12 protein-coding genes are annotated in these 13049 nt (G+C 60.7%); 2 read left to right on the top strand and 10 right to left on the bottom strand.

The window, feature by feature from the left end; translation table 11 throughout:
* Window positions 1–658: 658 nt before the first annotated feature.
* From ABDK75_RS16045 to ABDK75_RS16030, 4 genes are all read right to left on the bottom strand, one after another.
* Window positions 659–1474 carry a hypothetical protein gene (locus ABDK75_RS16045; RefSeq protein WP_346006397.1) on the bottom strand — a complete coding sequence of 272 codons (816 nt, stop codon included), beginning with the start codon at window positions 1472–1474 and terminating at the stop codon, window positions 659–661.
* A gap of 222 nt (window positions 1475–1696) precedes the next feature.
* The gene (locus ABDK75_RS16040) at window positions 1697–4675 is read right to left on the bottom strand and encodes a Tn3-like element ISMpo10 family transposase (RefSeq protein ID WP_012449407.1); all 2979 of its coding nucleotides are present in this window, start codon (window positions 4673–4675) and stop codon (window positions 1697–1699) included.
* Between the two features lie 4 nt (window positions 4676–4679).
* Window positions 4680–5264: a recombinase family protein gene (locus ABDK75_RS16035; RefSeq protein ID WP_010339849.1), complete on the bottom strand. Its 585-nt coding sequence runs from the start codon at window positions 5262–5264 to the stop codon at window positions 4680–4682.
* 133 nt (window positions 5265–5397) lie between these two features.
* The gene (locus tag ABDK75_RS16030) at window positions 5398–5874 is read right to left on the bottom strand and encodes a YkgB family protein (protein WP_010339850.1); all 477 of its coding nucleotides are present in this window, start codon (window positions 5872–5874) and stop codon (window positions 5398–5400) included.
* Between the two features lie 104 nt (window positions 5875–5978).
* Here ABDK75_RS16030 and ABDK75_RS16025 point away from each other — a divergent pair, with 104 nt between their 5' ends.
* Both ABDK75_RS16025 and ABDK75_RS16020 read left to right on the top strand, forming a co-directional pair.
* Entirely contained in the window at window positions 5979–6521 is a 543-nt protein-coding gene (locus ABDK75_RS16025) for a MarR family winged helix-turn-helix transcriptional regulator (RefSeq protein ID WP_010339851.1), read from the top strand.
* A gap of 439 nt (window positions 6522–6960) precedes the next feature.
* On the top strand, window positions 6961–7557 hold the full coding sequence (locus tag ABDK75_RS16020; protein WP_346006396.1) for a nuclease-related domain-containing protein: 597 nt from the start codon (window positions 6961–6963) through the stop codon (window positions 7555–7557).
* A gap of 8 nt (window positions 7558–7565) precedes the next feature.
* On the opposite strand, the gene ABDK75_RS16015 is transcribed toward ABDK75_RS16020, so the two are convergent.
* The 6 genes from ABDK75_RS16015 to ABDK75_RS15990 all read right to left on the bottom strand — a co-directional run bounded on the left by ABDK75_RS16015 (window position 7566) and on the right by ABDK75_RS15990 (window position 12877).
* Entirely contained in the window at window positions 7566–7952 is a 387-nt protein-coding gene (locus tag ABDK75_RS16015) for a hypothetical protein (protein WP_211588170.1), read from the bottom strand.
* On the bottom strand, window positions 7952–8323 hold the full coding sequence (locus tag ABDK75_RS16010; RefSeq protein ID WP_346006395.1) for an ABC transporter substrate-binding protein: 372 nt from the start codon (window positions 8321–8323) through the stop codon (window positions 7952–7954). The genes ABDK75_RS16015 and ABDK75_RS16010 overlap by 1 nt, the downstream gene beginning before the upstream one ends.
* Window positions 8324–8409: 86 nt before the next feature.
* Window positions 8410–8919, bottom strand: coding sequence for a MucR family transcriptional regulator (locus tag ABDK75_RS16005; RefSeq protein ID WP_346006394.1), 510 nt, complete (start codon window positions 8917–8919; stop codon window positions 8410–8412).
* A 264-nt stretch (window positions 8920–9183) separates the two neighbouring features.
* Entirely contained in the window at window positions 9184–11232 is a 2049-nt protein-coding gene (locus ABDK75_RS16000) for a UvrD-helicase domain-containing protein (protein ID WP_346006393.1), read from the bottom strand.
* A complete protein-coding gene (locus ABDK75_RS15995) occupies window positions 11229–11900 on the bottom strand; it encodes a hypothetical protein (protein WP_346006392.1) in 672 nt (223 codons plus the stop codon). Before ABDK75_RS15995 ends, ABDK75_RS16000 begins: the two co-directional genes overlap by 4 nt.
* A complete protein-coding gene (locus tag ABDK75_RS15990) occupies window positions 11897–12877 on the bottom strand; it encodes a DUF3991 and TOPRIM domain-containing protein (protein WP_346006391.1) in 981 nt (326 codons plus the stop codon). The genes ABDK75_RS15995 and ABDK75_RS15990 overlap by 4 nt, the downstream gene beginning before the upstream one ends.
* Window positions 12878–13049: the final 172 nt, after the last annotated feature.

Genomic DNA, 13049 nt, shown 5'->3' with positions numbered 1-13049 from the left:
CTTTACGGACTGGCACGGCGACTGTCAGACTGAACGCTGGATGCGAGGCCGCCTCCATGGAACGTGCCTCCCCGGACAGTCCGAAGGACTGGCCGGGGAGGTTGAGGAGCCGTCTCACGAACCGATCCCCCAGACCAGGACCGACCGTTATTGGAAAAGGATGCGGGTGAACCGTTACCCGGAAGGGCCGAGACGCAGGGGCCAGACGCCCGACCAAGGGCGGCTGGACCCTGTGGCTCGGTGGAGCTTGGCGACGCAGGAGCCTAGCGGAATAGAGTGAACGAACCCGTCAGGGCCGCCCCCGATCTTCTTCCGAGCTACTCAGGGATTTATGAAATAGATAACAAGAAAAAGAACGAATGCTTCTAACAACATCGCAGCAGGAACGACAATCAGAAGCCTTTTCTTGACTGAATAACGCGAACGTGGAACAAATTTGTCAGAGGCGAATTTCGCAATAATCGTCGTGAATACAGCGGTCATCCAACTGAAGTTTTGATGTACAAAGCTATTATGTAGCAAGCTCACGACCTTTACCCGTAATGAAAATTGTGAGTTTTATAGCGCATCGTTACGTCTAAGCAACTACGATAGCACACGCCCCCAGGGACAAGGAGTACGGGTGCATTACGCCTTGGATTCTCCTTTCGTCTGCCCTTCAAATCACCCAAGGGTCAGTCTCGCAGAAAGAGAACACACTATCCCCTCTCTCCCGCTCTGCTTTCTTCATCTTCCTTCTCAAAACTCTGCGCTCCTGGCACGCCTTCCGCCTCTTCTTTTCGCTGACCTTCCAGCGCTCCCGCAGGACAGCACGCAGCTCCTGGCACGCGGCACTGATCTGTCCGTAAGACTGACGCCGGAACCGGGCAACGCCGCCGAAGCGGTCGATCCCTGTCAGCAGGGTGCTCCGGCCGATCTCCGGATAGAGGATCACCCCGAGGCCATCCTGCGCGTCGGGTGTTGAGGGCGGGCGGAGAAAGAGTGTGACGAAGCCGTCCGTTGTCTCAACCCATCCCGGCACCGGCCCTGCCTGTCGGCGCAAAGGCATCAGGTCAAAGTGGGGACAGTTCTCGGCTATGGCAGTCGCGAGAGACGGAGACCTGTGCCAGAAGCTGGCGCTACATCCCGGCCAGTCTTTTGTGGCGTCAGTCGGAAAGAGGATTCCGAAGACTGTTATGAGATCCGCTTCATAGACAAGCTGACCGCCCTGCCATTTGGCAAAGGCCGGATCATCGAAGCAGTCGAAATACTCCATTCCCCGGATGCTGACGTCTGGATATTCGTCAGACAACCCCAGCCCATGACCAAGAAATGAGGTCCCGATCCCGCTTTCGAGGGTCATCACGAGTGTTGTCTCATCCTCCCACGTCATGTGTTCGGGTGCGCAGGTCCGGTAGGCGCGCTCTCTGGCGATCTGGCGCAAACGGTCCTGTGGGCCGGTGAGCGTGAAGACTGTTACGACGGGAGTAGCCATGGAGAACATCCTTTTTCATTTTCTGGATGCTTTCCTGCGGGCGCAGACGGCTGGACGGGACAATGGCGCGCCCTTAGGGCGCGGGCCGCGTGCGGCCGAACCATTGTGGCGGCCGGACGGCCTGTGGCGCGTCTTCCCCTTTTCTTCTCCCGCCTCTTTTCATGAAACGCCTTCAAAATTGCTTATCATGGGGTCGGTACACAGAACGGACCCAGATATACGCTAAGGTTTTGCCGTGCCTTCGACGGCGCGCATCTGGCGAAGCGGTCTGAGCGCGGTGGATGGCGCATCGGGATCGGTCCAGAGGTAATCGCCGGTGAGATTGATATGCTGCCAACCGAGCGGTGATAGGTGTTGCAGCAGGTCCGGCGGGACCGGCCGGCCGAGGTTGGCGAGATGCATCCGGGCGGCTTGCAGGTAGGTCGTGTTCCACAGGACGATGGCACCGGCGACGAGGTTCAGCGCGCTCGCCCGATGGCTTTGGGCTTGCAGCGCATGATCGCGGATACGGCCGATGCGATGGAAGAAGATGGCGCGTTTCAGGGCATTTTCCGCTTCTCCCTTGTTGAGTTCGCGGGTGGCGCGGCGACGCTGTTCGGGCTGCTCGATCCAGTCGAGCGTGAACAGGGTACGCTCGACGCGACCGATCTCGCGCAACGCCAGTGCCAGGCCGTTGGCGCGTGGATAGGAGCCGAGCCGTTCCAGCATGATCGAGGCGCTGACGACGCCTGTGCGGATCGAGGTTCCCAGTCGCAGCACGTCGTCCCAGTGTGCCTCGATCAGACCTTCGTCGATGCGGCCCGCGACCAGCGGCGCAATATCGGGGCCGGGTTCGATGCCGTTAAACAGGTGCAAACGGCGTGCGGCGATATTCGGGATACGCGGCGCGAACCGGAACCCAAGCAGATGACATAGCGCGAACACATGGTCGGAGACGCCCCCGCCATCGACGTGATGCTCTTCGATGTGCAGATCGGCGCCGTGGTGGAGCAGCCCGTCGAGCACCTGTGCCGCCTCGCTCGCCGAAGCGGAGATAACTGTGGAATGGAACGGCGCGTAGCGATCCGAGACGTGGCTGTAAAAGGAGACAGCCGGCTCTGTCCCCTTGTGCGGATTGACTGCGCCGGTTGCCTGGGCGCGGCGGTCGAGCGGAAAGTTCTGACCGTCTGAGCTGGACGAGGTGCCGGACCCGAACAGCGCGGCCAGCGGCGCGGTGTGTTGGGCGTCGACAAGCCGGGCGAGCGCGCGACCGTAGGTTTCCTCGCGCAGATGCCACGAGGCGAGCCAACCGAGTTGGCGCTGGGTCACGAGATTGCAGGCTTCCGCCATGCGCGTATGGCCCAGATTGGTGGCATCGGCGAGCACCGCCGTGAGGATCGCACGTGGTTCATCCGCGGCACGGCCACTTTGCAGATGCGTGAAGCACTGGCTGAACCCGGTCCATCGATCGACTTCGGCAAGAAGGTCGGTGATGCGGATCGCGGGCAGATGCGCATAGAGCGGCGCAAGGGCGGTATCGGATTCCTCGGGAGTAATCGCCTTCAAGGGCGAAATCCGCAGCCTGCCCAAGCTGAGCTGCACGTCTTCCAGCGCGTCCGTCTCCGCCTTTCGCTCGACCTCGGCCAATCGACGGGCGAGGCGGGCGCGTCGTTCGGCCAGCCAGATATCGGCCGTATCCGGTGCCGGTATCGGCAAGGGGCCGGCCGCGCGCATGTTGGCGAATACGGGGGCAGGAATGAGTTGCTGCTCGACAGCACGATAGCGTCGGCTTCCCTCGACCCACATGTCGCCGGCGCGAAGCCGGTCGCGAAGCTCGACCAGCACGCACAATTCATAGATCCTGCGATCGGGAATGCCGGTGCCGATCGCCCGACGCCAAGCTTGCCGGATGAAGCCGACTGGCGTGCCTGCAGGCAATTTGCGCAGATGACCAAAATGAAGGTCGCGCATGATCGCGACCGCTCGCGCGAGCGCATGGCAGGCTGGCACCGCCCCGAATGTGAACGAGGCGATGAACGAGGGACCGACCTGTCGGAGGACGGGGTAATTGGTCGCGGCGACCGCGACGGGATCGACCGAATCGGGGCGGATCAGCTTGCGGGCTTCATCGACCTCGCGGCCGAGATCATTCCATCCGATCGCTGCCTCGACCGCAGCGCCGATATCGCCACCTGATATCTTGGCGGCGAGCAAGGCAGCGCCGAGTTGGGCAAGCAGCCGGATTTTGCCGTTGATGGTGCGCCGGTTGCGCTTGAGTGTCGTGTCCGCGCTGTTCTGTTCGCGCCGGAACATCTGCCCAAGCAGGCGATCGAACATCAGCACCGCATCGTCGGTGAGGGTAACGATGGTTTCGAGGATGGTCGCCACCAATGTGGCGCGACGCCGCGTCGCTTGCAGCGTCCGAACATGTTGCGCGGTCAGCCGCACGCCTTCCTGGCACAGGCGTCGGAGGCGCTCGGGATGGACGCCTACGGCGATATCCGGATCGATCCCGATGGCCCGAAGCAGTGTCAGTCGCTCGATGATGGCGGCGAATGTCTTTCGGCCGGGCTTGCCGGGTGACTGCCGCACCCAGGCCAGATCGCTCAAGTTCGTGCCTGTGTGGGGCAGGAGAAGCGCATCGAGCAGCCGGCGCTGTCGAGCATCGAGTCCTCGGGTCAGATGCTCGGCGACATGGCGTTCGGCATCGAGCAACGCCTGTGCGACCATCCGCTCGACCGAACTGATGCCCGGCACAATGATGCGCCGTCGCCGGCACTCATCCAGCATCACGCGCGCCAGCCTAGCCCCGCTGGTCGTCGTCAGCGCGATCGGCAGGAGCCATTCCTGCAACGTCGTTCGCAGCGGCCGACTGAGCGGCATGAAGCCGAATGCATCGCGCAGTGCATCGAGCTGTTCGTACCGGGTCGGGCCGCGCGTCGCGTAGTCGGCCAGCACCTCGGGTCCGACCTGCAATTGCTCTGCGACGAACGCGAGCGGCGTATCAGGGATCAGTTCACCGGGTCGCAGGAAACGGCCAGGATAGCGCAGCGCGCAAAGCTGGATCGCGAAACCCAGCCGGTTATGCGGTCGCCTCCGGCGGACGATGATGGCCAAGTCGTCCCGGCTCAATGTCCAGTGCTGGACGAGCAGGGTTTCGTCGTCGGGAAGCGCGAGCAACGCCGCGCGTTGCTCGTCCGACAGGACGGCGCGACGCGGCATCGGCTTAGACCTTGGCCGGTGCGGTCCAGCCGATCCGGGCAAGCGTGCCGAGAAGGGTCGAACGCGGCACCTTGAAGGTCCGGCAGACGGACGCCTTGCTGGCCCCGCCATCCAGCGCGGCGGTGATCCGCTCGAGCGTTTCGGCGTCGATCATCGGCGGGCGGCCACCTTGGCGTCCCCGGCGTTTGGCAGCAGCCAGTCCCGCCATCACCCGTTCGCGCGTGAGCGCACGCTCATATTGTGCCAATGCACCGAACAGCGAGAACAGCAATTCGCCGTGCGGCGTGGTCGTATCCATCTGCTCGGTCAGCGACCGGAACGCGATGCCGCGCGCCTTCAGATCGGTGACGATCGTCAGCAGGTGCGGCAGCGAGCGTCCGAGCCGGTCGAGCTTCCACACGATCAGTGTGTCGCCCGCGTTCAGATAGTCGAGGCAGGCTTTCAGGCCTGGTCGGTCGTCGCGCGCGCCGGATGCCTTGTCGGTATGGAGATGCCGATGATCGACCCCGGTTGCGACGAGCGCGTCCCGCTGGAGATCGACCGTTTGGCGGTCATCGGTCGTTGACACCCGCATATATCCGACCAGCATGTACGACAAACCCTCGAAAGCATGTTTTCGAACACCCTATCAAAGCGACAGGGTTTGTCGATCGTTATGGGCTGAGGCGGGTATGGTTCGGCAAAAGCGCAGGTCCGGAGCGTCGCCTATCACCTGTTTGCCGTCACGCGTCTGCTGTCCGTATGGACGCAAGTAGAAGGCACGCTGATGCCGCAAGAAGCACCAGGTCCTTCAACAGGAACTGTCCGGTTCCGGCCGAAATCGCCGGGAACCCGCCAGCGGTCGGCTCGGCGACGCCAGGCGTGCTCAGGAAAAACGTCAGTGTCACGGCATAAGTCAGGCATGACATCGCCGCGCCGAGAGCGGAGGCCGTCTTGTTGAAAGCACCGATAATCAGCGCAGCGGCCGTCGCGAGCTCGACGGTGCCTATAAAATAGCTTCCACCCTGCACCCCAAAAACGGCCGGAATCCAGCTCATGATCGGACTGTTCTTCATCAATGGCGCGATGCCCATCGCTTCATAGCTCGTGAATTTCATGCAACCGAACCAGAGAAAGATGACCACCAGCGCCCAGCGCAGCAACGCGAGAGACCCGCGAGAGCCGGTCGTCTTTTCAGCTATGTGTAATGTCGAAAACATGGTGCCTCGCTTTCATCATGGCGCATGACCTGCCTTCATGCTTAGACAGGCGTGATATATGCGCTGCGCATACACTATACGCCGTCAATGAATGAGGCAACCCTTTGAACGTACTCTCGGACCGGCTCGTCAATCTGTTCGGCGCCCTCGCAGTGGGCATCACCGATCGAATTAAGAAGGCGGCATTCGACCCGACGATACCCGGCGGTGGCGAAACCACCGCGGCGATCGTCGTCATCGGTCACGCGACCGGTCTTTCGATCGACGAATTAGGACGGGTGCTAGGCTTGTCCCACGCGGGGACGGTGCGGCTTGTCGATCGATTGGTTGCAGCCGGGTTCGCCGTTCGATCCAAAGCGCTACGGGACCGTCGTGCAGTAGCGCTGATGCTCACTGAGGCAGGCGAGACTCGCCTATCTGCGATCCTGCAACGAAGAAACGAGACTTTATCCGAAATCCTTAGCCATGTCTCGAATGCTGACCGCCTCGTGCTGGAACGTATTGCCGAGACAATACTTGCGCAGATGTCTGACGACGCTGTCTCGGCGCTGACGATATGCCGGCTCTGCGACGAGAGGCGATGCTACAACTGTCCGATGGATGCCTTTGGAATGCTGGAGTCGTCGACGCATAGAGTCGACCCATAAGTGCGCGCAGAGACGCTTAGCGTATATCTGTGCCCGTTCTATGTCCTGACCCCATCATGGGGCAAGGCGTGCAGCCGAAACGTGAACGACATAATAAAAAAAGATTTAAGTCCATAATTCCAGCGTAATGCACAGCCATATTCATCTTGATTTAAGAACCAGACCGGATATGCAAAAGACAAATATCCCGGCAATCATAATGTCGATTTGTAGCTGAATGAGATCATCAACCGAATATAATTGATCCATTTTAATGACATCACGTTTTATTCCGGATACACGTCGCACATCATTGTGCGACCGAGTGAGGGCGCTTGAAAAATACAGAGACCGTCAAGTCGCAGAACACGCCGGTAGAGTCAGGATACCGATTACCGGACCGGAGACATGCCATGCGCTTTGCCAGCCCCCCTATGCCCGTCTGGAGGTGCGTCTTCGTATGGTCCGCATAAGACGTCGGCCGCCTGGCGGCCCGTCCCGCATCGAGCGCAGTGACAGCGCGCACGCAGCTTGGAAAGACATTCAGGCCGAACTGAAGGGCCGCAAGGGAGAAGATACGGTTCGCGAGGTTCTCACAGCCTCGGGACTGCCCTGTCTGCATGACATTCGCCTCCCCACGGCCTCTGGGGATGGGATGACGCAGATCGACCATCTGGCCCTTTTGCCTCACGCGATTATGGTCATCGAGACCAAGCATTATGCAGGCCATCTGAGCGGCCATCCGAATGACGATTACTGGCGGCAGCGACTGGGGACGGACGAAGAAGGCCGTCTGATCTACAGCCCTCTTCGGCAGAATGACGGTCACTGTGCGGCCGTGAGGTCCATCACCTGCCAAAGCAGGCTCGATATCGAGATCCTGAACCGGGTCGTCCTCACGGGCCGCGCTACAGTTTGCCCGGACCTTAAACCCGTCGTCAGGGACTGCGACGCTCTCAAGGCCGAACTCATTCTGTCGCGAGGCGTCATCCCGGGGTCAATGATGGGGGCCTGGCAACGGCTCCTGCGGGTGGTTCGTCGCCGTCCCGCAGGCTGATCATCACGTCAGGCGGAAGGCTGCTCGTCCCTGAGAAAATTCATGACTTCGGTAAGAACCTCTGCCGGGATTTCCTCCCCGTCATCGAGATCAACCTCCAGTCCGTCTGCGGGAGCCTCCGTATTTCCTGCGGACAGCCCCAGACAGAGATCCGGATCCTCACAGTCGTAATCGACGCGGACCGCCCATCCGTCCGACAGGAAGACAAAATCACTCAGGAATCCGTCGTCTTCGAGATCGTCGTCGTGCTCGGCCCCATCAGGGTCGGACGGCAGATCCGAGGCCTTGCAGACGCCCGCAAACAGGCCGGGAAAGGCCTTGTTCAGCGCATCCACAACCTGCTGGGTCTGCGGACGAAAAGGTCCGGTCTTTGAAACCGGCATCGCATCACTCATCAGTTCAGCTTCCAGCAGATGGAGTTCACATGCTGACTGAACGTCAGACGCGTATTGCCATTATGATCGCCGAGCAGCTCGCACCGCACCCATTTCGACGGCGAAGTCCGATCCACGAATTTCTCAAGGGTCAGGATGTTGCCTTCTTCGCCAGCCGACGTGCGAATGGAATAGCCGGCATCGAGCAGCACCTGAAGGCTTTCGGGCATGACTGCGAAGGACGTGGACACAGAGGCCGCATGGCCTTTTGTCGTCGGTGTCGGGGGCGCGAACCCCAGGCTCCCGAGTGCCGGATCAAGGGCCATGGCTGGCGAAAGGGCAGCGGCCGAAAGGCCTGCTGCCAGGGCGAAAGAAAAAAGAAGGCGGGTCACGGTCTGTCCTTGCGGTTCACTAGATCTGAAAAGATCGCTTTACCGGGCAAAGGTAAAGACCGCTTCTGCGACTTCCTAAAAGAGAATCAGGCCTTTACAGGACGTCCGCGCCGCTTCTGCGGGATCTTCCGGACCTCGACCTCGGTTTCTTCCGGCTCGGGTGCAGGCTGGCTCCGGCCACCTTTCACGATCCCAAGACCGATCTTATGCGCCAGCGCGGTCCGATGACGGGAATAGCCCGGAGCCGTCATGGGATAGTCGCTCGGCAGTCCCCATTTCGCGCGGTATTCGTCCGGTGTCAGGTCAAAAGCATTTTTGAGATGGCGCTTGAGGAGTTTCAGCTTCTTTCCGTCTTCGAGACAGATGATGTAATCCTCGAACACGGAGCGCTTCGGATTGACGGCCGGGACCAGAGCTACCGGGGCCTCTTCAGGCGCCTGGCCTGCGGAGGCAAGGGCTGCATGAACACTCCGGATCAGCTCGGGAAGCTGCTCTACCGGGGTGTCCTGAGCGCTGACATAGCTCTTAACAATACTGGCTGTCAGATAACGAAAATCTGTCTCAATGCCTGAGGTCACTTCAATACCTTTTTTCAAATCTCAACTGAGCAGTGTGGCAGTCTATACGAAAGATAACCTGATGCATCACTGAGGCCGCGTGGTTCTTTGCATGGGCGGCGGGGGAACGCCTCGCCCCAGGTGGCGATGCTCGGAGCAGTAATGTGTATCGCCCTTCACTCCGGTAAACCCGAAAGCCGCCCCCTTCCCGCAGACCTCGCAGTCATACAGCCAGCCAGACTTCGTCCTGCGCAGGCGGGACGTATAAGGCCTGTCGTCAGACCCGTGATGATCGGACATCCCTTAAAATCCCATCGCATCGAGAGCGGCCAAGGTGTGACGGAACCGGCCCCCTGTCTCTCTTGTCTTCGATTGCCCCTGCTGGCGCAGCCAGCCTGTCACGCGATGCTCGGCAGGGATTTCCTCAATGAAGCCTGACGGCCTCGCTGAAACACCCTGACGATAGCCGACACTGCTGATCGTGGCCTGCTGCATGGCGCGGGTCAGCGACACATAGGCCAGTCGGCGCTCTTCCTCATAGTTCCGCTCGCCCATCCCCGGAAAAACCGTCTCCTCCCAGGCAGGCAGGAAGACGTGGGGAAACTCCAGCCCCTTGGCCCGGTGCATGGTCATGAGCTGCACCCGATCACGCCCGCGCTCATTCGGTGAGGCCGTGGCCAGGGCTGCGTGCTCCAGAAGATCCTGAAGCCGGGTAAAGCCCTCGGCCAGCCCGACCAGCTCGGACAGGTTCTGCAAGGCCGTCTCCCCTTCTTCGGACGCGGCCTCCCGCCACATCGTATAGTAGCCGGTCTCCTTCAGGAGCGTATCGAGGCGGTCACAGAGCCGCATGTCCGGGATCTGCCCGATCCGGGAGATCGTCTCACGAAAGGCCAGCAGGCTGTCACGCACTTTCGCTGGCAGCGTTGCCGTGGTGACGGCCGCACACAGGCTCAGGCCGCGGTCCTGCGCGTCCTGCTCGATCTGGCCAAGCGCCTTGGCGCCAAGGCCGCGCCTGGGCACGTTGGCCACGCGACGGAACGCCTCATCGGACTGGCGGCTGTCCGGACAGGCCGCCAGCATCAGGAAGGCGAGCGCGTCCTTCACCACGGAGCGGTGATAGAAGCCGACATCGCCGATGATTTCGTAAGGGATCCGCGCCTTGAGCAGCGCTTCTTCCAGGGAACGGGACAGACGGTTGATCCGGTAGATCATCGCCATGTCGTGCCAGGCGACGCCTTCTGCCGCACGACGTCCCATCTCGGCCGCGATCGCGTCGGCCTCATCTGACGCATAATCGTAGGTGAGCACCTCAATCTTCTGACCATCGCCCTTCTGGGTAAACAGCGTCTTCGGGATCCGGCCCGGGTCTCGCGCGATGATGGCATTGGCGGCCTGGAGGATATGATGCGTCGAGCGGAAGTTCTCTTCGAGCTTGAACAGTTTCGCTCCATCAAACTCCCGAACGAAGTTCCGGATGAAGCCGATTTTGGCCCCACGCCAAGAATATATTGATTGCGAATCATCGCCCACGGCAAAGAGTTCCCGTGAGTATTCAGACATATAGGTGAGCCACAGCATCTGTGCATGGTTCACGTCCTGAAACTCATCGGCCATCACGGATGTGAAGCGCTGCGACCACCTGGCACGATAGGCTCTGTCGTTCATCAGCGCCAGTGTCGGCCACATCAGAAGGTCGGAAAAGTCGGCGGCATTCTGCTCGCGCAGGGTGGCCTGATAGATCTGGTACAGACGAACGGCGAACTCCCAGCCTTCGACATCGACCATCTGTCGGGCGGCACGGCGACGCTCGATCAGCCCGCGCACCCAGGCCGGTGCGGCCTCAGGTGTCACGAGGTTTTCCTTCATATGCCCGATCCGCTCGCCCATCTTCTTGACCTGTCGGACGTCACACTTCTTGCCTGTGTCCGGTTCGGGCACAGTGTCGGGGTCCATGGCCTTCATGAGACGGCGGATCAGCGCTGTGGCATCGTCCGCGTCGCGGATGTCAAAACCGGGGTGTAACTGTGCCACCTCAGGCTCTGCCCGAAGCTGCCGCGCACCGAGGCCATGAAACGTGCCGAGCCAGAACGGAGCCTGTCCCTCGCCCAGGACACTCGTGATGCGCTCACGCATTTCCTGCGCGGCCTTGTTGGTGAAGGTCACACACAGGATCTGGGAGGGGCGCATCCCATACATCTGGATCCGGCACGCCACACCGGCCGTAAGCGTCTTGGTCTTTCCCGTTCCAGCTCCGGCCAGCACAAGAACCCGGCCAAGCGCCATGGCGGCCTCACGCTGCACAGGGGTCAGCGGATCCAGAACCGGAGCGAGGGTCTGCGGATAAGAGGTCATGCCGGCACCTGCTCAACGGGATAGACTTCAGACGCGACGGGATCCTCGACCACCACGATATTGCTGCTGTCGGTGAAAAGGGTCAGCGGATGATAGAGGTTAAAGCCCTCATGGGGACCATCCCATCGTCCGGCAATCACGAGAGCCAAGGCGCGGTTCAGGCCGCTACCCAGCCACACAAGCTGATGCGGAACCGGCATTTCAGGCGCTTCAGGATCCGTACAGCCGAGGCGGCGCGCATGATCCATCCAGATCGCCGAAGCCTTTTCATGGCCCAGCATATTAAAGGTCAGGCCGCTCTTGAGAACCATATGGTCGATATGCTGGCGGGCCGCGGAGCGGGTGTCGTTATACATCATGACGTCCTCAAAAGCCTCGGGGCAGGCTGACAGGGTGAGCGTTGGGAGTTCAGGTCCGTTCAAACGGACGATCGTTGATTTTCGGGTGAAGACGATCAGCTCGCCGTCGCGGTCCCAGGCGTCGTTCAGGCGATCACCGCCGATGACGACCCCCTGCACCAGTCCTTCGGGCGTGTGCGCCTCACAGAAGACTTCGGGGGCCGAGGTTCTCAGACCGGTTCTCTTCCAAACCTTGATGGCCTCTGCGTCCTGCCGCCACAGGATCAGTGTGACGGCCTGCCAGCTCAGACGGGATTTGCTCCGCTTCATGCCGCCACGTCCTGACGGGCGCGGCGCTGCAGAACGGCGTTCCAGTCCTTGTCTTCGCCTTTGGGTGAGTACCGCAGGGGCTTGAGCCCGGCTTCGCGGATCATGGGCGCATAGATCTCTTCGTAACGGTCGCCCTGGGCATCGCCGTCCACGACGATCATGACGCGGCCGCCAGCGTCAATCGTGCCAAGAAGAGCGCGGAACTCCTCCAATGCTTCGGGGCTCATGCCGCCTCCGGTCGAGACATACAGGCTGGGGTCTGCAAAGAACGGATCCATGGCCGCATAGGACAGGACGTCGATGGCGGACTCACCGATGACCAGACGGACGGGCTTCACTCCTTTTTCGCCAGCCCTCATCCGAAAGAGCATTTTGCCACCGCCGCCCGAGGAGAAGCCGCGATATTCCGGTCCGCGCATCTCCATGCCCGTCAGCCCGCCAGCATTGTTGTGATGGGCGAACCAGGCCGTGCCCTTCATGCCTTCACGCAGGAGACCCTGCTGGTTCGCGAGATGAAGAATGCGTTCCGGCAAAGCCCGGGCGCGGGTCAGATAGGTCCAGGCAGCCGACCCCGGCTGGGGAGCCTGACGGTTCTTCCACATATAGTTTGGATCGCGTGCGGGTTTGCGTTCTTTCGGCTCCGCCACGTACTCGGCCCCACTGGGTGCCAGGCCAAGCATTCCACGGAGTTCCACGCGTGCGTTGCCAAGGGACATCCCGGGATTGAGAAAGCGGACCAGGTCGATGACCGAGCCTTTGACGATCGAAGAGGAATTGTGCGGATCCCACCAGCCCTTGCCGCCATGGGTCACGATGATGCTCTCGCTCTTCTGGCGACGAAAACGCATGTGACGGGCCGAACTTTCGGAGCGGTCGAACCTGTAACCGGCCTGCTCCAGAACAACGATGCAACTGATCTCGTCACGGAACTTCTGGAGTTCCTCGTTCATCTGCTGGGGCGTGTTCTGGTAAGCCATGGCGGAATATCCTCCCGAACGTCCGTTACTTTCGATCTTTGGTAAGCATAGTAAATATCCATTAAAATATCCAATGAATACAACAGAATAACGCGGAATATATTTACTTGGTTTAGTGAAATAGTTCTTGCGTCCAGAACGACAAAATCCAGTTTTTCTTGTTCGTCCTGCG

This window comes from Gluconobacter sp. OJA (assembly GCF_039638325.1).
GTDB lineage: Bacteria > Pseudomonadota > Alphaproteobacteria > Acetobacterales > Acetobacteraceae > Gluconobacter > Gluconobacter cerinus.
This window is presented reverse-complemented; position numbering and strand designations above follow the sequence as displayed.

Bases quoted from the DNA above. Each gene is read 5' to 3' on its own strand.
- ABDK75_RS16045 (WP_346006397.1), bottom strand. From the start codon at position 1,474: ATGGCTACTCCCGTCGTAACAGTCTTCACGCTCACCGGCCCACAGGAC.
- ABDK75_RS16040 (WP_012449407.1), bottom strand. From the start codon at position 4,675: ATGCCGCGTCGCGCCGTCCTGTCGGACGAGCAACGCGCGGCGTTGCTC.
- ABDK75_RS16035 (WP_010339849.1), bottom strand. From the start codon at position 5,264: ATGCTGGTCGGATATATGCGGGTGTCAACGACCGATGACCGCCAAACG.
- ABDK75_RS16030 (WP_010339850.1), bottom strand. From the start codon at position 5,874: ATGTTTTCGACATTACACATAGCTGAAAAGACGACCGGCTCTCGCGGG.
- ABDK75_RS16020 (WP_346006396.1), top strand. From the start codon at position 6,961: ATGGTCCGCATAAGACGTCGGCCGCCTGGCGGCCCGTCCCGCATCGAG.
- ABDK75_RS16015 (WP_211588170.1), bottom strand. From the start codon at position 7,952: ATGAGTGATGCGATGCCGGTTTCAAAGACCGGACCTTTTCGTCCGCAG.
- ABDK75_RS16000 (WP_346006393.1), bottom strand. From the start codon at position 11,232: ATGACCTCTTATCCGCAGACCCTCGCTCCGGTTCTGGATCCGCTGACC.
- ABDK75_RS15995 (WP_346006392.1), bottom strand. From the start codon at position 11,900: ATGAAGCGGAGCAAATCCCGTCTGAGCTGGCAGGCCGTCACACTGATC.
- ABDK75_RS15990 (WP_346006391.1), bottom strand. From the start codon at position 12,877: ATGGCTTACCAGAACACGCCCCAGCAGATGAACGAGGAACTCCAGAAG.